The organism is Paludisphaera sp., assembly GCF_037189885.1.
In the GTDB taxonomy this organism is placed as follows: Bacteria; Planctomycetota; Planctomycetia; order Isosphaerales; family Isosphaeraceae; genus Paludisphaera.
The window spans coordinates 67,392-84,232 of record NZ_JBBCIR010000030.1; the positions used below are offsets into that span (position 1 = coordinate 67,392).

Consider the following 16,841-nt stretch of genomic DNA (forward strand, 5'->3'; position numbering starts at 1 on the left):
AGCAAGTTCGGGTCGGGAGGAGTGGTCAGAACGAGTCGGCGCTGACGACCTCGCCGCCCTGGGTGGTGCTGATCGCCCGCCAGGTGGGGAGGCTGATGGCGTCCTTGATGAACCGGACGCTGCCGTCGCACATCGCGACGTTGACGCCGCCGGGGTGCTTGCTCCTGGCCGCGTTGTACCAGGTGACGTCGGCGTTGACGCAGGGAGGGTTGGTCCCGCTGCCCACGGGGGAGTTGCACAGCCCCGGCCACAGGACGTCGGCCGCGCGGCTGTTGGGGCCGGTCCACGCGGTGTACGTCCCCAGGGGGCCGCACCACGAGAAGCCGCGCAGGTCCAACCCGTTGGTCGGCTGGCCGACCAGCAGCTCGGAGACCATCATCGTGTTGCTCAGCCCGTCCGAGATCGCGGCGAAGGAGTAGCAGGTGTTCGGGATCCCGGCCTGCTCGCGCTCGCGATAGCCGGCGATGTCCACGAAGGGCGACCCGATGCAGGTGAACGGCGCGCCGCCGAACGTGACCCCTTCCAGGGGGCGCTGCTGCATCATCGTGTTGCCGAAGTTCACGACGTAGTTCTGCGACGTGACCAGCTTCGTCACGCCGTTGACCGTGATGCCGATGCCGCTGAGCGTCTGACTGCCGCCGTCGCTGGGGCACATGAACGCCGAGATCCGGGCCGAGGTCACGGTGATGTTGGCGGCGCCGTTGTACCGGAAGTCGAAGTCGATGGTGCCCGGGTCGCCGGAATTGTTGCCGTAATAGTTCCAGGCGTTGTAGGCGCTGACGGCCTCGATGTAGGGGAGCATGAAGACCATCCAGCTCCCCCAGGCGTCCCCCTTCTTGCCCGGCGGCAGGGTGTTCAGGGCCGACTGGTAGTTGTGCATCGCCAGGGCGATCTGCTTCAGGTTGTTCGTGCACTGCGAGCGCCTGGCGGCCTCGCGGGCGGCCTGGACGGCCGGGAGCAGTAGCGCGATCAGGACGGCGATGATCGCGATCACCACCAAAAGCTCGATCAGCGTGAAGCCGGGGCGCCTACGCGGCATGGCGTGTCTCCATCAAGGACGAACGGAGAGGTATCAGGCCGGATGCGACCGGGCGAGCCAAGAGGGCGCGCCGGATCGCCCACCGCCAGTACATCGCGCCTGGTGTGACAGCAGTTTCGAAATCGGCGAAACGGCCGCGGGCTTCGACGGTTTCGACGCCGTCGACCTTCAGCCCGTCGGCCCGACGGCGAGCGACCGGGGGGGCTCGCCGATCAGATCCTTGAGCCGTCGCAGGACGCGCGACTTGGACTGGCGGACGGCGGCCGGGGAGACCCCCAGCTCCTGGGCGATGGCCGCCGGGGCGCGGCCCTCGACGGCGGATAGCCAGAAGGCGTGCCAGGTGCGCTCCTCGAACTCGGCGCGGGCGGCCTCCAGGGCGTCGCGGTAGAGGTCGCTCAGGAGCGAACGCTCCTCGTCGTCGGGCGGCTCGTCGGGGGCGGCGGCCTTCATGGCCGCCTCGTGGAGCCCCGCGGCGACGGGACCGCTCCCGCCCGACTTGCGCAGGTGGGCGAGCGCCTTGTGCCGGGCGACGCCGTGGAGCCAGCCGCGGAACGAGTCGCGTTCGCGTTCGCGACGGAACCCGTCCAGGCTGGTCGCGACGGCCTGGAAGACGTCCTGGGTGACGTCGTCCATGTCCTCGGGACGCACGCCCCAGCGGCGGATCCAGTGCCGCAGCAGGGGCGTGTAGAGGTCCAGCAGCCGCCGCCAGGCGTCCCCCTCGCGGCGTCGGACGCTCTCCAGCAGCGTGAGCGACGTCTCGCCCGCCGCGTCGCCGGCGACGCGACGGGGGCGTGAGGGGGCCGAAGGGCGTTCCATCGCGGCGTCCTCGCGATCGGCTCGGCGCTTCCCGTTGGGGTCGCGCCGCGATACCATGACGGCGGTCGCTCGGGACGAGGAGGGTGCGAGCGGGAGGGCCGACGCCGGCCGGCTTCCGCGCCATGGTACCGGAGCCCGTCGTGGAGCCGCAAGTTCCCACCCCACCATGCCTGGACGACGACGTCCTGCGGGCTTTCGCCCTGGGCGATCTCCCCGAGGCCGGGATCGAGGCCGTCCGACGCCACCTCGACTCGTGCGCCCGCTGCGAGTCCCGCGCGGAGGCGCTGGACCGCCATACGGACCACGTCCTGGACGAGCTGAGGCGCTCGCTGGCGGGACGCGCGCCGGGCCGCGACGCCGCCGGGCCGCTCGACCGCGAGCCGCCGATCCTCGCCGACTACGTCGTCGAGGGGCCGCCGATCGGCGTCGGCGGCACGGGGCTGATCTACAAGGCGCGGCACGTGAAGCTCGGCCGCCCGGCGGCGCTGAAGATGGTCGCGCGCCGCCCCGACGTCGTCGCGCGACTGTTCGAGATCGAGGCGCGGGCCGTCGCCCAGCTCCAGCATCCCTACATCGTCCAGATCTACGACATCGGCACCCACGGCGACCGCCCGTTCTTGGCGCTGGAGCTGGTGGACGGCGGCTCGCTCGCCGACCGGATGACCGGCGAGCCGTGGCCCCCACGGGCGGCGGCCGAGACGATCCTGATCGTGGCCGAGGCCGTGGACCACGCCCACCGCCACGGGATCATCCATTGCGACCTGAAGCCGTCGAACATCCTGATGACGCGCGACGGGGTCCCCAAGATCGCCGACTTCGGCGTCGCCAAATGGACCGAGTCCGACGCCCACTGGGGCGAGGAGGGGGGGCGACGTGGCACCCCGCGGTACATGGCCCCGGAGCAGGCCGGCGGTCCGGGGGAGGTCGGCCCGGCGACCGATGTCTACACCCTGGGGGTCATCCTCCATGAGATGCTCGCCGGCCGCGTCCCCCAGGAACTGGATGGCGCCTCGGCGACGCGCCGCGATGCGGTGAGCCTCCCGCCGAGCCGCGTCGCGCCCGGCGTCCCGCGCGAGCTGGACCGCGTCGCGCTGCGATGCCTGCGCGGGCGCCCGGAGGACCGCTACCCCGGGGCGCGGGAGCTGGCGGAGGATCTGCGGCGGTTCCTGGATGGCCCCGCCGAAGGGGGGCGATGGGGCGCGGCCAGGCCGGCGGCGCTCGCCGCGTCGGCGGCGGCCACGGTCCTGGTCGCGTGGCTCGCCTCGGATCCGTCCCTCGTCGCGGCGGTCCGCGTCGCGGCGACGCGCGACGCCGCGGGGTTCTCGCCGAGGTCGACCTGGGACGACCCCGACCTGACGATCAGGACGGTCATCCAGGCCGACGGATCGATCCGCCTGGGGGCGGCCTCGGCGGTCGTCTCGGGATCCTCGCTCAAGTTCGAAGGGTCGTTCGGCAACCTCGGCTACTGGCACGAGGGCGACGACCGGGCCTCGTGGTCGTTCCTCGTCGAGCCCGAGGCCGCCGGGCGTTACCACCTGTGCCTGGAGTACGCCAACAGCAACGGAGACGCCGGCAACCGCTACGAGATACGCCTGGACGGCTCAGCTCACGAACGGGTCGCCGAGGGGACGGGGGGGTGGACGGATTACCGCGTCTTCCCGGTCGCGGAGGTCGACCTCAACCCCGGAGTCCACACGATCGAGATCCGCCCGGCCGACCCACCGCGTGGGGCCCTGTTCGACCTTCGCGCCGTCGTGCTCGCCTCGGCCGGCGGCTGACGACTCAGGACGCCGACGCGGCCGGCTCCGGGGCTTCGGCCGGGGCGAGCGGCAGGTCGGCGTAGCGGGACATCGGCCGCGTGGAGAGCCACCACCAGTAGGCCCCCGCGCACGCCAGCAACCCGACGCTGATCGTCTGCGAGATCGTCATCCCGGCGAAGAAGATCCCCTCGTCGTTGCGGACGTACTCGATGAGGAACCGGGTGATCGGGTAGGCGATCATGAGGACGCCGATCACCTCGCCGTCGCGGCGCCGCATGGGGAAGTAGGCGCTCAGGAGGACGAGCAGCACCAGCGCGTCGAGCGCGGAGTAGAGCTGCGTCGGGTGGAGGGGGAGCGAGGACTCGGCCGAGGGGGGGATCAGGCCGTTGCGGACCTGGCTCGCCCAGGGGTCGGTGGGCTTGGGGAACCGCACGCCCAGCGCCGTGTGGCAGAGGTCGCCGAAGCAGCAGCCGTTCAGGAAGCAGCCGAGGCGGCCGAACAGCGTGCCGATCGCGATCGAGGGCGCCAGGGCGTCGAGGTACGGGCGGATCGGGAACGGGTTGAACTTCCGGTAGATGAAGAACGCCGCCACGCCGCCGAAGATGCCGCCGTAGTAGACGATCCCGCCGTTCCAGAACTTGAAGAAGTCCAGCGGGGAGTGGAAGCCGTCGCGATACTGGACGACGTAGAACAGCCGCGCGCCGAAGAGCCCTCCGGCGAACAGCCAGAAGGCCATGTCGAAGACGAGCTCCGGGTCCAGCTTCTCCCGCTTCGCGCGCCAGGCGGCCAGGAGCGTCGACGAGGCGAACGCCAGGACCAGCATGGCGCCGTAGCCGTAGATGGGGAGGTTGAGGACCGGGATCGTGAACAGGATCTGGCGCATGGCGTTCCTCGCCCCGTCGGCCGGGCCGCCGCGTGGCGGGCCGGGCCGGGCGGATCAGACGATCTCGGTCCAGGCCTCGCGGCCGTTGCGGAAGGGGGCGTCGCGGGCCTCGCCCACCGGCGGGTAGTCGATGCGCTCGGAGATCCGGTTGCGGGAGTCCAGGGCGACGACGCGGGGCTGGTGGGACTCGACCTCGGCGGCGTCGACCTGGGCGAAGGCCATCACGATGATCCGGTCGCCCACGGCGCCCAGGCGGGCCATCGCGCCGTTCAGCTCGATCGCGCCGGAGCCGCGCTCGCCGGGCAGCGCGTAGGTCTCGGCGCGCGCGCCGGTCGCCACGTTGCTGATCAGGATCGACTCGTAAGGCAGCAGCCCGACGGCGTCCATCAGGTCGGGGTCGATGGTCAGGCTTCCGTGGTAATACAGGTCGCTCCGCGTGACGGTCGCCAGGTGGAGCTTGCTCCTGAGCACCTTGAGCTGCATGCGTGGTCGTCTCACTCCGTCAGGCGGGCGTTGTCGATGAGCCGGGTCTTGCCGAATCGGGCCGCCACCAACGCGACGGCCGGCCGCCCGGGCGCGATCCGGTCGAGCCTCTCGAGGGTCTCGGCGTCGACGACCTCGGCGTAGTCGAGGGCCGCCTCCCCCTCGGATTCTATCGGGGCCCGGAGGATCTGTCGAACCCGATCGGCGTCGGACTCCCCCCCCGCGACGGCCCGGCGCGCCGCCTCCAGCCCCCGCCAGAGCGCCCGGGAGCCCTGCCGTTGGGCCGGGTCCAGGTAGATGTTGCGGCTGCTCATCGCCAGGCCGTCGGGCTCGCGGACGATGGGGTGGGTGACGATCGCGACGGGGACGTGAAGGTCGGCGACCATCCGGCGCAGGATGGCCTGCTGCTGGTAGTCCTTCTGGCCGAAGATCGCCAGGTCGGGCCGGATGATCTCGAACAGGCCGAGGACCACCGTCGCCACGCCCCGGAAATGCTCGGGCCGGACCGCCCCCTCCAGCACGTGGGACAGCCCCGGCACCTCCACGAACGTCGCCGAAGGGACGCCGCGGGGGTACATCACGTCGGCGGTCGGCCGGAACACCAGGTCCACCCCGGCCGCCTCGCACTTGGCCAGGTCGGCCTCCAGCGTCCGCGGGTAGCGGTCGTAGTCCTCGTTGGGGCCGAATTGCGAGGGGTTCACGAAGAGGGAGACGACCGTGAAGTCGGCGAGCCTCCGGCACTCCTCGACCAGCGCGACGTGGCCGGCGTGCAGCGCCCCCATGGTCGGGACCAGGCCGATCCGGCGGCCCTCGGCGCGGGCCCGCCCGACGGCGAGCCGGGCGTCGGCGATCGTGGCGGCGACTTGCATCGGCTCAGCCCTCGGGCCGGGCGGGGGTGCCAGCGCGATGTGGACACCTGGGATTGTTCAGGCAGTCGTCGGCGATCTGCAAGTCATGCACGATCTCGCCGCCGAGGACCGTCGTCGCCACGATCCGGGGGACGTCCTCGACCCGGACGTTGCCGTACCAGACCCCCAGCGGGTAGATCACCACGGCCGGCCCGTGCTCGCACTGGTCGAGGCAGCCGGCGTGGTTGGCGCGGGCGAGCCGGCCAACCCCCGCCCTCCTCAGCTCGGCCTTGAAGGCCTCCTTGAGTACCTGGGTCCCCCCCGGATCGCAGCAACCCCGGGCGTGGCCGGGCTCGCGGACGTTCCCGCAGACGAATATGTGGTGCGTGAATACGGGCATGATGCGTTCGAGTCGTCTCCGGGCGTCGCCGCGGCCTGTCGGCGGGGAGTCCGCCCCGGACGGCGGGGAGGACGGTCGTGGATTCGGGGCTTTACCCTATATAGTATGACTGACGTGGGGACCGATGCGAGGGGATCTCGGGCCGGCGAGGGGTTGCCGTGGCTTCGACGTTCGACGCGCCCGATCGTGACGGCGATGCGGGGGGGCGGACCGCCCCCGCCGGCGCCGCGCGCCCCGACGCCGGGGGCGAGCCCGACGAGGCGCTCCTGCGGCTCCATCATCGGATGCTCGCCGACGGCCCGCAGGCGTTCGGCACGATCGACATGGATCGTCGGCTCGACTACGTCAACGACGCCTTCTGCGAGTTGCTCGGCTACCCGCGCGAGGAGCTGCTGGGGATGTCGGTCGTCGACCTGACCGCGCCGGAGTTCCGCGACGCCACGCTGGAGTCGCACGAGAAGATCCTGGCCGGGGGGCGGGCGTCGATCGTCAAGCGGTATCGCACCAAGGACGGGCGGGACGTGCCGGTGGAGCTGCTGATCGACGCGACGCGCGATGAAGAGGGCCGGGTCGTCGGCTTCTTCGCGTTCGTCACGGAGATCAGCCAGCGGATCCAGGCCGAGGAGGCCGCGGCGGCCTCCGAGCGCCGGGTCCGGGCGATGTTCGAGGGGATGCACGACGCGGTCCTCGTCCACGACGAGACCGGCCGGATCCTCGACGCGAATCGCGCCGCCTCCGAGCTGCTGGGCTACGGGGTCGACGAGCTGGTCGGGATGGACGCCGGCAGGATCGACGACGCCGGCGGCTTCCGCGGGCGGCTCGACCGGGCGAGGAGCGCCGGGCCATCGTCCTCCGAGGCGACGTTCCGTTGCAAGTCGGGGAGGGCGATCCCGGTGGAGGTCACGACCTCGACGATCGACTTCGACGGCCAGACCGCCGTCCTGGCGACGGTCCGCGACGTGACCGAGCGGGTCGCCCTGGAGCGGACCCGCCGCCGATTCGCCGAGGTCCAGATGCTCTCGGCGAAGGCGCTAGAGGAGAAGAACCGCGAGCTGTCGCGGTCGGAGGAGCGCTACCGGCGGCTGACCGAGGGGAGCCTGGACGCGATCGTGGTGGCCGACGGCGCGGGCCGCGTCATCCTGTTCAACCCGGCGGCGGAGGCGGTCTTCGGCTACAAGTCGGCGGAGGCGGTCGGCCAGCCGTTCTCGATGCTGGTCCCCACGACGGCGCCCGGCTCGGCCGAGGGACCGAGCGAGGGGTTCGACCTGGCGGAGATCCTGAACAAGACGGTCGAGCTGTCGGGCCGTCGCCGCGACGGGACGAGCTTCCCGGTGGAGATCTCGCTCAGCTCGGTCGAGACCGAGGGCCGCGTCGAGTACGTCGCCTCGATCCGCGACCAGGCCGAGCGCCAGCGGATGCGCGCCATGCTGGCCCACACGGACAAGCTGGCCTCCATCGGCCTGCTCAGCGCCGGGGTGGCCCACGAGATCAACAACCCGCTCTCCTACGTCGGCAACAACCTGGCGGTCCTGCGCCGGGACGTGAAGGGCCTGCTGCAGATGCTGATCGAGGGGGAGAGGGCGTGCGAGGCGGTCGCGGACCTCCGCCCGGCCGAGGTCGCGCGGCTCCGGGAGATCTCCGAGGAGATCGACTGGCCGTACATCCGCGAGAACCTGGAGCCGATGATCGACCGGACGCTGGAGGGGGTGCGCCGGGTGGCGAACATCGTGCAGAAGATGCGCGGGCTCGCCCGGACGTCGCGGCCGAGGTGGGAGCGGGCGTCGATCGTCGAGCTGATCGACAGCGCCCTGGAGATGACCCGGAACCGCATGCGCCGGGACGGCATCGAGATGGTCGTCGACACGGGGGGGGTCGAGCGGATCGACTGCGTCCCGTCGGACATCTCGCAGGTGCTCCTGAACCTGGTGATCAACGCGCTCCAGGCGATCGAGGCGGCGGGGCGAGGAGAGGGGGGGCGGATCGAGATCGGGGCGAGGGACCTGGGGGACTGGGTGGAGATCAGCGTCGCCGACGACGGCGACGGCATCGCGCCGGGGGACATGAACCGGCTGTTCGACCCGTTCTTCACCACCAAGCCGGTGGGCGAGGGGACCGGCCTGGGGCTGGCGATCAGCCACGGGATCATCACCGGCCACGGCGGCCGGATCGAGGTCGATTCCGAGCCCGGGCGCGGGACCCGGTTCCGCATCCTGCTCCCGCAGGCCCGCGATCGGGCGCCGACGGCGTGACCGGCCGGCCGCGGGGGCTTCCCGGCGGCCCTCCAGATGGTACAGTAGGGCCGGGTGACGCGGATACCGGGGGGGCGGCCATGGCCACGAAGAAGCATTGCCTGCTGATCGTCGACGACGAGCCCAACGTGTGCGACTCGGTCCACGACCTGCTCCGCCGCGAGTATCGCGTCCTGAAGGCGCACAGCGCCCAGGAGGGGTACCGGCTGATGCAGGAGGAGGAGGTCCACATCGTGATGTCGGACCAGCGGATGCCGCAGATCACCGGGGTCGAGCTGCTGACCCGGCTGAAGTCGCGGTATCCCCAGGCGGTCCGGATGCTGTTCACCGGGTTCGCCGACCTGGAGTCGGTGATCGCGGCGATCAACCAGGGGCACGTCTTCCAGTTCATCCGCAAGCCGTGGCAGCCCGAGGAGCTGCTGGACGCCGTCCGCCTGGCCGCCGACGAGTACGACCGCCTGGAGACGGCCGCCGCGGAGCGAGAGAAGCTCCTGGACGAGGTGGAGAGCCTGAAGGGGCGCGTGAGCTGCCTGGAATCGATGGTGGATCGGCTGTCGGATCGCTCCCCCTCGCCGGGGGCGTGAACCGACGGCGCGGGGCCGGCGGGCCGGCCACGCGCCGGGAGGTCGGCCGGGGGGCGGAGCGAACCGGATGAAGCGGCGGCACACGCTGTTGATCGTGGACGACGAGGTGGACGTGCTGGAGAGCCTCCGGCATCAGTTCCACCGCGCCTATCGCGTGCTCACCGCCCCCAACGCGCGCGACGCCCTGGAGCTGATGGACTCGAACGAGATCCAGCTCATCCTCTCCGACCAGCGGATGCCCGGGATGACCGGCGACTGCCTGCTCGCCGAGGCCAGGCGGCGCCAGCCCGACGCCATCCGCATGCTGTTCACCGGGTTCGCGGACATCCAGGCGGTGATCAACGCCGTCAACGAAGGCCACATCTTCCGCTACATCCTCAAGCCCTGGGACGCCGTCGAGCTGGAGAACGTCATCCGCGAGGCCGCGGAGAAGTACGACCTGCTGGCCGAGCGGAAGGCCCTGATCGAGGAGCTGCGCGAGGCCAACGACCGGCTGACCGAGGCCAACGAGGAGCTGTCGCGCGTCGACCGCCTGAAGACCGCCTTCATCGAGGTCGCCAGCCACGAGTTCAACACCCCGATCACCCTGGTCCTGGGCCTGACGGAGCTGCTGCGGCTCTCCCGCCCCGACCGCGAGCCCGAGGAGGAGGAGATCCTCCGCCAGATCTCCTCCAGCGGGCGCCAGCTCTCGCGGCTGGTCACCAACATGCTGACCCTGCTGCGGGCCGAGGACTTCCGTCGCGCCCTGGAGCCCCGGCCCGTCGACCTGCCGGAGCTGATCCGGGACGTCGTCGGCCGGGTCCGCCCGTTCATCAACGCCCGCGGGCTGACCCTGTCCCTGGACGTCCCCCCGGATCTGGGGGAGTTCGAGCTGGACGCCGACAAGGTCGGCGCCGCGCTGGTCAACCTGATGACCAACGCCATCAAGTTCACCCCGGACCGCGGGGAGCTCGCCCTCCGGGCCCGCGCCGACGGCCCGGACTGGGCCGAGATCCGGGTGGAGGACCACGGGGTCGGGATCGACCCGGAGTCGTTCCAACATCTGTTCCAGCCGTTCTTCACCCAGCTCGACCCCAGCAGGCATTCGTCGGGCGAGTTCGGCTTCCAGAAGCGAGGGCTCGGCCTGGGGCTGAGCATCGCCCGGCAGTTCGTCGAGATGCACGGCGGGCGCGTCGAGCCCGGTCAGCTCCCCGAGGGGGGGACCCGGATGACGGTGCGCCTCCCGCGACGGCCCCCCGCCGCGGGGCCCCAAGCCGAATCCGCCCCGGTCCAGTCCGGTACCGCGACCCAGGCCTAGGCCGTCGCGCCGCCGCGATCCAAGCCGGCGTCGCGCCGGCGCCCTCCCGAGAAGTCGAGCCGATGCCTACCGCCCTCATCGTGGAAGACGAGCCGGAAGCCAACAAGCTGCTGGGGATGTTGATCAGGCTCCGCGGCTACAATTCCGCCCCGGCCCACGACGGCCGCGAGGCGTTGGCGCAGCTCGGCCGGTTCTCCCCCGACGTCGTGTTCCTCGACCTCATGCTGCCGGACATGAGCGGCTTCGAGGTCTGCCGGGCCGTCAAGGCGGCGCGGCAGACCTGCCTGGTGCCGGTCGTCGTCGTCTCGGCGCGGATCGCGGCGCGGAGCCGCGTCGACAGCTTCCGCGCCGGCGCCGACGAGTTCGTCGCCAAGCCCTACACGCCCGACCAGATCTTCGGCGCCCTCGCCCGCGCCCGGACGCTCCGCTCGCAGGCCGAGCAGGACCGGATCGCGGGGACGGCCCGGTTCGGCGACCCGGAGGAGGGCTCGACGGCCCGCGACCTGGCCAAGCTCCGCGACCTGGTGCTCGGCCGCTCCCCCATCCCGGAGGCGGAGGCCGTGGCGCTCGGGGAGGTCATCCGCGACGCCGAGGTCGGCGTCGAGGACTGGCTGCGCCGCAATCCCGGCGGGCCCCCCGCCTCGCTCGACTACGAGTTGACGCGCGATGGCCTCGCGATGACGTTCCACGGCCTCGGCTGGCTCGATCACCTCGGGCGGACGCCGGACGACCCCCTCGTCGCCTCCTTCGCCCGATTCGACGAGGCGGCCGTCGACCGCGACGCCGACCGACTGATCCTGGTGAAGCGCTGGGCCTGAGCCGGAGCCGACCGATGACGACCGCGAGCGACGCCGAGCGCATCGCCCGAGCCTTCGCCGACCCGGCGGCCCTGGAACGCCTGCGCCGTCGCCATCGCGAGGAGGCCCGCGCGGACCTGTCGCGCGTCCACCCCACCTGGCTGGCGCGGGCGTTGCTCGAGGAATCCCCGGCCGTCCGCGCGACCGTCGCGACGCGCGGGCCCGAGGGACTCGCGCGACTCCTCCGGGGCGACGGCCCGCCGCCCCGGCCGGATCGGCCGCCCCATCCCGAGGTCCTCGAATGGGTCATGGCCCTCTGGACCGAGAGGCTCGTCGGGGGCTCCGACCGCGACGACGACCCGCCGGTGATCGTCGGGCTGACGCGGACGACCCCGATCGAGGCGTTCCGGCTCTGGCGAGCAGTGGGGCGGATCAAGTCGGCCCTGGCGGGGGCGGGCGGCCCTTCGCCCGAGGTCCGCGACCTGGCGGGGCGGGACGTGAAGGCCGCGCGCGACGCCGGCGCGACCGGCCGCCGCGGGGTCGCGCTCCTGGGGTTGGCGACCGCCTTCCGCCTGCTCGCCGAATGCGAGCCGTTCGCCGCGCGCCGGGCCCTGCAACGCATACCCTACCCGATCGTCCGACAGGCCCGGTCGATCGCGCCGCCGACGGCGAGGATCGCCCCGGCCGTCACGCGGCTGGAGGCGCGCATCCTCCGCGAGGCCTGGGATCGGCTGCGCTCGGAGGGCCGTATCGCGATCCCCCACCCGCCGGGGGGCCGCCCATGACCATCGAGGCGGTCGACACGCCAGACATCTGTGCCGGCCTGCCCCGTCTCTCTCGCCGGTCGCTCGCGCTGGAGCGCCGGGCGGCGGGCTGGCTGGCGTCGGTGGCCGTCCGCGAGGCGCTCGCCTGGCTCGGCCTCCACGCCGATTTCGACCGCCCGGAGGTCGACCCGCGCCCGTCCGCCCTGGGGCGTCCAGGCTTGGTGGCGCAGCTCCGATGGCCTCGGATGGGGACGCGGCTGGCGATCGGCGTCGATATCCCGATCGTCCATGCGGTCGTCGATCGGCTGCTCGGCTACGACCGGCCCTTCGCCGAATCCCGGCTCCAGACCACGCCCGTCGAATGGGGCGTCTGGACTTATCTGATCGTCCGCGGCCTGGAAGAGATGGCGAAGGCCGACGCGAGCCCATTCCGCTTCGGCGGCGGGCCGGAAGGCGACGCGCTCGACCTGTCGATCGATCGCGTCGGCCCCAGCCCGTTCGACATCGAAGGCCTGGGGGATGTCGTCACGATCCGCTGGGCCGTCCGGGTCGGCGAGGTCGCGGGGGCCGCGAGGCTGTGGCTGCCGTCGAGCCTGGCATCTTACTGGGCCGAGCCGTCGGCGACTCGCGAGGAGCGGCGGGCGATCCCCCCCGGCGCGGTCGATTCGGCCTCGGACTGGCGGGCCGTGGCGGGCGCGTCGCCGATGCCGCTTGGCCTGCGACGGCTGCGCGTGGGGGCGGTCTTGCCGCTCTCCGGGCCGGGCCTGACGGGGACCCCGGACGAGCCCCGCGGGACGTTTGCGCTGGTCTGCGCGGCGGGGGACGAGGAGTACCGAATCGCCGTCGAGCCGGAGCCGGGTTCGTCGGGGCGTCGCGTGGTCGCGACCGGCCCGATGCTTCGCGGGGCTCGAACGACTGGAGGAAACGCCATGAGCGCCGCGCCGAACCGCGCCGGGGAGCCGGTCGTGGACCCGCTCGACGCCCCGGTCACGCTGACCGTGGAGCTGGGACGGATCAGCATCCCCCTGGGGCGCCTCGCCGGTCTGAAGCCGGGCGAGGTGCTGGAGCTGAATCGCCACGGCCGGGAGCCCGTGGAGGTGACGTCGGGCGGCCGGACGGTCGCTCGGGGCGACCTCGTCCTGATCGGCGACGAGCTGGGCGTCCGGGTGACCACCGTCCTCCTGTGACGCTCAGGTCGGGTAGACCACCTGGATGAGCGACTGGAGGCCCAGGGTCTGGAGCGCCGTCAGGGCGACGGTCGCGACGACGGCCCGGGGCCCGCCGCCGAGCCGCGTCAGGCCGACGCCGGCCGCGGCCATCAGCGGCGGCAGGAACAGGATCCAGAGCCGCGCGACCTCCCCCATGTTGCGTCCGGTCAGGTTCGCGATCGCGACCACGGCCAGGGCGCACCACGCCACGCGCGGGACGTAGCGACGGTCGGCCGCCGCGCCGGTCGTGCACCAGACGGCGGCGGGGATCCCCATCGCGATCGCCGTCTCGATCGGGTTGGCGAACAGCCACGGCCAGTACGAGCGGGGGAATTCGTCGTAGAACCGGGCGTGATGGTGGAGGTTCCACCGCCAGACCACGAACGGGTTCGCGCCGGTGATCAGCCAGGACAGGCCCACGAACGCCAGGAAGCCGAAGCCGATCCAGGCGATGCTCTTCAGCCGGCGGGACCAGATGTTCGATCGCGTCGACAGGACGACCAGCGCGACCATCAGGCCGATCGGCAGGAATGCCAGGGTGTACATCATCCCCACACCCATCACGACGCCCGAGATGATCCCCGTCGCCACGGCCAGCCAGCCGGCGGCGCCCGGGATCCCGTTCAGCCGGGCCGACCACGCGCCGGCCGCCAGCGCGCCGGCCGAGAGGAACGGGAAGGCGGCGTCGGCCAGCGGCTGGAACAGGTTCATCGCCGGGGCGATCGGCCAGAGCGCCGCGGCGCACCAGGCGAGCTGCGGCGGCAGGGCCTCTCGCGCCATCAGGTACATCGGCGCGACGGTCCCCGCGCAGAGCAGCAGGGTGAGGAGGCTGAAGAGGAAAAGCTCGGCGCGGTCGGTGTGCGGGATCGGTCGCCCGCTCATCGCCTCCAGTTGCCGGAATCCCATCGCGACCGACGGCGGCGTGGCGGCGATCAGCGCGTCCCTCAGCCCGGGATTCCGCTCCACGAACGCCAGCAGCGCCGCGTGCGTCGCGACGAGGCCCGGGGGATGGGTGCCGATATGGAAGGGATCCTGCGACTCGATCCACGTCGGGTATTCGGCCAGGAACTTCCACGGATCGGCCGCCGCCTGGTCGCGCGCGATCTCGAAATATCCGGTCGACCATTCGGAATGATGGACGTAGGCCCATCGGGTCAGGTCGTACTCGTCCGGGGCGCCGACGGCGATGAGCACCTGCACGACCACGGCCGACGCCGTCAGGCCGGCGACCCAGCCGAGCTCGCCGTAACCCCGCCGCGAGGGGACCCCTAGCGCGCGGAATCCCAAACCGGCGTACCCGGCGTAGGCCGCCGCCCCGGCCGCCGACAGCAGCAGCCAGGGGATCGACGGCGAGGCCTTCACCGGCAGCCATTCCCACTCGCCGGGGATGCCCGTCGGCAGGGTTCCCGACTCGATCCCGATGAGCAGGGCGGCGACGAGGAAGGTGGAAATTCCTAGCGCGTGGACGGTCTTCCGTTTCATCCCGACGATCTTAGCGGCGTGTCGCCACCGTGGCGAGGGGCTTGCGAAGGGGGGCCCACCGATCTTGGCGACCCGCCCTCGGGCCGACCGCCGACGGCCCGTCCCCCGCGACGAACTCCGGGACGGAGCGGACATCGCGAGTTGGCTTCGTTCGCGCGCCGCGGTTTTCGCCGCAACGCGGTTAAGTCGTTGCCGGATAATAGGCTTGTGGCCAAGATGCCTTGGCTTCGTTCGTCGTTTTCGAAGTGGTTTTCGCGGGTCGTCGGGCTCGCCGAGCGTGGGACGCGCGTCCCCTAGTTTCACCGTGAGCGGGTGGCCCGAAGGACCGCGTGGGGCCGTCGGGTTTCGGCGACGGCGATGGCGCGCGTCCGGCGCGGTCGACGCATCTCCAGCGGCGACGGCCCGCGCCGGTCGCTGGGATGGCTACTCCCTGGTGGCGGGGGAAGGGACGGGACCGGGCCGGTGCCGGGCGATCCTCGTGGACCGCCGCCCCGCGGATCTCGATTGCTTCCGGATTGTCAAAGAGCGCCGTCATCAAGCACCAGATATGGTCAGCGACGGGATCGGCGGGATTTCAGGAATCTTGAAATTCCCAGGACGATCTCCGACGCGTTGACTCTCGGACCGCGCGGCTCCCTTCAACCGGAATTGCAGGGCGCGCCCGCGATGGGCGGCCGGGCGCCGGCGGGTTGTCCCGGGACGTCCGTCGTGGTCTTATCGTGGCTCGGCCGGCCGCGCCTGGACACGTCGCGCCGCCCCACCCCGCCTCGGAGCCAGCCCCATGCACATCAATGACGACGTCCCGCCGCCCCCCGCTTCCACGGATTCCGTCGCCTGGTGGCGCGAGCTGAACGGCTACCAGTGGTTCGTGTTCCTGGTCGCCACGCTGGGCTGGCTGTTCGACACGATGGATCAGCAGCTCTTCAACCTGGCGCGCAGGCCGGCCGTGGTCGAGCTGCTCGGCGCGACGCCCGGCGACCCGGCCACGGCGAGCGACGTGGGCTGGTACTCGGGCGTCACGACCAGCATCTTCATGATCGGCTGGGCCACCGGCGGAATCTTCTTCGGCATCCTCGGCGACAAGCTCGGCCGGGCGAAGACGATGATGCTGACGATCCTGACATACTCCGCGTTCACCGGCCTGAGCGCCCTGTCGCGAGACGTCTGGGAGTTCGCCGGATACCGCTTCCTGACCGGGCTGGGCGTCGGCGGGCAATTCGCGGTGGGGGTATCTTTGGTCGCCGAGGTCATGTCCGACCGCGCCCGGCCGCACGCCCTGGGATGGCTCCAGGCCCTCTCGGCCGTGGGGAACATGTCGGCGGCGGTGATCGGCATGGGGATGGGGGCGGCGGAGCAGTCCGGAGCCGTCGGCAGCGCGTGGCGGGCGATGTTCCTCGTCGGCCTCCTGCCGTCGCTGCTGGTCATCCCTATCTTCTTCAGGCTCAAGGAGCCCGAGCGCTGGAAGGCCGCGGCGCGGAAGGAAGAGGAGGGCGACGGCGCGGGGGCGAAGAAGCTGGGTTCGGTCACCGAGCTGTTCACCGACCCGCGCTGGCGACGCAACACGATCGTCGGGATGGTCCTGGCGTTCTCGGGCGTGGTCGGCCTGTGGGGAATCGGCGTCTTCAGCAACGACCTGAGCCAGTCGGTCCTCCGCAAGCACTTCGTCGCGCAGGGGCTGTCGGAGCAGGAGATCTCCGGCAAGATCACCTTCTGGGCCGGCATGACGCTGCTGATGTTCAACTTCGGCGCGTTCTTCGGCATCCACGGCTACGCCAAGCTGGCCGAGCGGATGGGACGCCGGCCGGCGTTCGCGATCTCGTTCATCGCGGCCGCGGTCTCGACCTCGCTGTCGTTCTGGCTGCTGGACGAATTCTGGCAGATCTTCGTCTTCGTGCCGATCATGGGCTTCTGCCAGCTCGCGCTGTTCGGCGGCTACGCGATCTACTTCCCGGAGCTGTTCCCGACGCGGCTGCGTAGCACCGGCATCTCGTTCTGCTACAACGTCGGCCGGTTCGTGGCCGCCTCGGGCCCGTTCGTCCTTGGCTACCTGACCAGCTCCGTCTTCGCCGACAAGCCCGAGCCGATGCGCTACGCCGGCGTCGCGATGTGCGCCGTCTTCGCCCTGGGGCTGATGATCCTGCCGTTCGCCCCGGAGACCAAGGGCCAGCCGTTGCCCGAGTGACGTACCAGACAAACCGCCGGGTCTCCGCCTCGCCGCGGGGGCCCGGACT

15 protein-coding genes are annotated in these 16,841 nt (G+C 71.7%); 8 read left to right on the top strand and 7 right to left on the bottom strand.

Going from position 1 to position 16,841, the window contains the following annotated elements; translation table 11 throughout:
* Window positions 1-25 precede the first annotated feature (25 nt).
* Both WG209_RS10860 and WG209_RS10865 read right to left on the bottom strand, forming a co-directional pair.
* Complete coding sequence (locus tag WG209_RS10860; RefSeq protein WP_337175060.1) at window positions 26-1,039, bottom strand: DUF1559 domain-containing protein; 1,014 nt, start codon at window positions 1,037-1,039, stop codon at window positions 26-28.
* Window positions 1,040-1,207: 168 nt separating this feature from the next.
* A complete protein-coding gene (locus tag WG209_RS10865; RefSeq protein WP_337175061.1) occupies window positions 1,208-1,855 on the bottom strand; it encodes a sigma-70 family RNA polymerase sigma factor in 648 nt (215 codons plus the stop codon).
* A gap of 140 nt (window positions 1,856-1,995) precedes the next feature.
* On the opposite strand from WG209_RS10865, the gene WG209_RS10870 reads away from it, so the two are divergent.
* Window positions 1,996-3,633 carry a protein kinase gene (locus WG209_RS10870; RefSeq protein ID WP_337175062.1) on the top strand — a complete coding sequence of 546 codons (1,638 nt, stop codon included), beginning with the start codon at window positions 1,996-1,998 and terminating at the stop codon, window positions 3,631-3,633.
* Between the two features lie 4 nt (window positions 3,634-3,637).
* Here the strand turns inward: WG209_RS10870 and lgt are convergent, their stop codons facing one another.
* From lgt to WG209_RS10890, 4 genes are read right to left on the bottom strand one after another with little or no spacing between them, the layout of a single operon-like run.
* Entirely contained in the window at window positions 3,638-4,498 is an 861-nt protein-coding gene (lgt, locus tag WG209_RS10875; protein WP_337175063.1) for a prolipoprotein diacylglyceryl transferase, read from the bottom strand.
* 54 nt (window positions 4,499-4,552) lie between these two features.
* Entirely contained in the window at window positions 4,553-4,981 is a 429-nt protein-coding gene (gene panD, locus WG209_RS10880) for an aspartate 1-decarboxylase (protein ID WP_337175064.1), read from the bottom strand.
* An 11-nt stretch (window positions 4,982-4,992) separates the two neighbouring features.
* The gene (gene panC / locus WG209_RS10885; RefSeq protein WP_337175065.1) at window positions 4,993-5,850 is read right to left on the bottom strand and encodes a pantoate--beta-alanine ligase; all 858 of its coding nucleotides are present in this window, start codon (window positions 5,848-5,850) and stop codon (window positions 4,993-4,995) included.
* 4 nt (window positions 5,851-5,854) lie between these two features.
* Window positions 5,855-6,229 carry a (2Fe-2S) ferredoxin domain-containing protein gene (locus WG209_RS10890; protein ID WP_337175066.1) on the bottom strand — a complete coding sequence of 125 codons (375 nt, stop codon included), beginning with the start codon at window positions 6,227-6,229 and terminating at the stop codon, window positions 5,855-5,857.
* Window positions 6,230-6,387: 158 nt separating this feature from the next.
* Here WG209_RS10890 and WG209_RS10895 point away from each other — a divergent pair, with 158 nt between their 5' ends.
* The 6 genes from WG209_RS10895 (at window position 6,388) to WG209_RS10920 (ending at window position 13,107) form a co-directional block, all read left to right on the top strand.
* Window positions 6,388-8,478: a PAS domain S-box protein gene (locus WG209_RS10895; protein WP_337175067.1), complete on the top strand. Its 2,091-nt coding sequence runs from the start codon at window positions 6,388-6,390 to the stop codon at window positions 8,476-8,478.
* An 80-nt stretch (window positions 8,479-8,558) separates the two neighbouring features.
* Window positions 8,559-9,062 carry a response regulator gene (locus WG209_RS10900; protein WP_337175068.1) on the top strand — a complete coding sequence of 168 codons (504 nt, stop codon included), beginning with the start codon at window positions 8,559-8,561 and terminating at the stop codon, window positions 9,060-9,062.
* Between the two features lie 67 nt (window positions 9,063-9,129).
* Complete coding sequence (locus WG209_RS10905) at window positions 9,130-10,359, top strand: hybrid sensor histidine kinase/response regulator (protein ID WP_337175069.1); 1,230 nt, start codon at window positions 9,130-9,132, stop codon at window positions 10,357-10,359.
* Between the two features lie 62 nt (window positions 10,360-10,421).
* Entirely contained in the window at window positions 10,422-11,177 is a 756-nt protein-coding gene (locus WG209_RS10910; protein ID WP_337175070.1) for a response regulator, read from the top strand.
* A 14-nt stretch (window positions 11,178-11,191) separates the two neighbouring features.
* Window positions 11,192-11,941, top strand: a complete 750-nt coding sequence (locus tag WG209_RS10915) for a hypothetical protein (RefSeq protein WP_337175071.1) — start codon at window positions 11,192-11,194, stop codon at window positions 11,939-11,941.
* Entirely contained in the window at window positions 11,938-13,107 is a 1,170-nt protein-coding gene (locus WG209_RS10920) for a FliM/FliN family flagellar motor switch protein (RefSeq protein ID WP_337175072.1), read from the top strand. Before WG209_RS10915 ends, WG209_RS10920 begins: the two co-directional genes overlap by 4 nt.
* A gap of 3 nt (window positions 13,108-13,110) precedes the next feature.
* Here WG209_RS10920 and WG209_RS10925 read toward each other — a convergent pair whose 3' ends face one another.
* Window positions 13,111-14,610 carry a hypothetical protein gene (locus tag WG209_RS10925; protein ID WP_337175073.1) on the bottom strand — a complete coding sequence of 500 codons (1,500 nt, stop codon included), beginning with the start codon at window positions 14,608-14,610 and terminating at the stop codon, window positions 13,111-13,113.
* A 781-nt stretch (window positions 14,611-15,391) separates the two neighbouring features.
* Here WG209_RS10925 and WG209_RS10930 point away from each other — a divergent pair.
* Window positions 15,392-16,792 (top strand): MFS transporter, encoded by a 1,401-nt coding sequence (locus WG209_RS10930; RefSeq protein ID WP_337175074.1) that lies wholly within the window; start codon window positions 15,392-15,394, stop codon window positions 16,790-16,792.
* The last annotated feature ends 49 nt before the right edge of the window (window positions 16,793-16,841 follow it).

Bases quoted from the DNA above. Each gene is read 5' to 3' on its own strand.
- WG209_RS10920 (WP_337175072.1), top strand. From the start codon at position 11,938: ATGACCATCGAGGCGGTCGACACGCCAGACATCTGTGCCGGCCTGCCC.
- WG209_RS10925 (WP_337175073.1), bottom strand. From the start codon at position 14,610: ATGAAACGGAAGACCGTCCACGCGCTAGGAATTTCCACCTTCCTCGTC.
- WG209_RS10915 (WP_337175071.1), top strand. From the start codon at position 11,192: ATGACGACCGCGAGCGACGCCGAGCGCATCGCCCGAGCCTTCGCCGAC.
- WG209_RS10905 (WP_337175069.1), top strand. From the start codon at position 9,130: ATGAAGCGGCGGCACACGCTGTTGATCGTGGACGACGAGGTGGACGTG.
- WG209_RS10890 (WP_337175066.1), bottom strand. From the start codon at position 6,229: ATGCCCGTATTCACGCACCACATATTCGTCTGCGGGAACGTCCGCGAG.
- WG209_RS10865 (WP_337175061.1), bottom strand. From the start codon at position 1,855: ATGGAACGCCCTTCGGCCCCCTCACGCCCCCGTCGCGTCGCCGGCGAC.
- WG209_RS10860 (WP_337175060.1), bottom strand. From the start codon at position 1,039: ATGCCGCGTAGGCGCCCCGGCTTCACGCTGATCGAGCTTTTGGTGGTG.
- WG209_RS10900 (WP_337175068.1), top strand. From the start codon at position 8,559: ATGGCCACGAAGAAGCATTGCCTGCTGATCGTCGACGACGAGCCCAAC.
- WG209_RS10910 (WP_337175070.1), top strand. From the start codon at position 10,422: ATGCCTACCGCCCTCATCGTGGAAGACGAGCCGGAAGCCAACAAGCTG.
- panD (WP_337175064.1), bottom strand. From the start codon at position 4,981: ATGCAGCTCAAGGTGCTCAGGAGCAAGCTCCACCTGGCGACCGTCACG.
- panC (WP_337175065.1), bottom strand. From the start codon at position 5,850: ATGCAAGTCGCCGCCACGATCGCCGACGCCCGGCTCGCCGTCGGGCGG.
- lgt (WP_337175063.1), bottom strand. From the start codon at position 4,498: ATGCGCCAGATCCTGTTCACGATCCCGGTCCTCAACCTCCCCATCTAC.
- WG209_RS10930 (WP_337175074.1), top strand. From the start codon at position 15,392: ATGCACATCAATGACGACGTCCCGCCGCCCCCCGCTTCCACGGATTCC.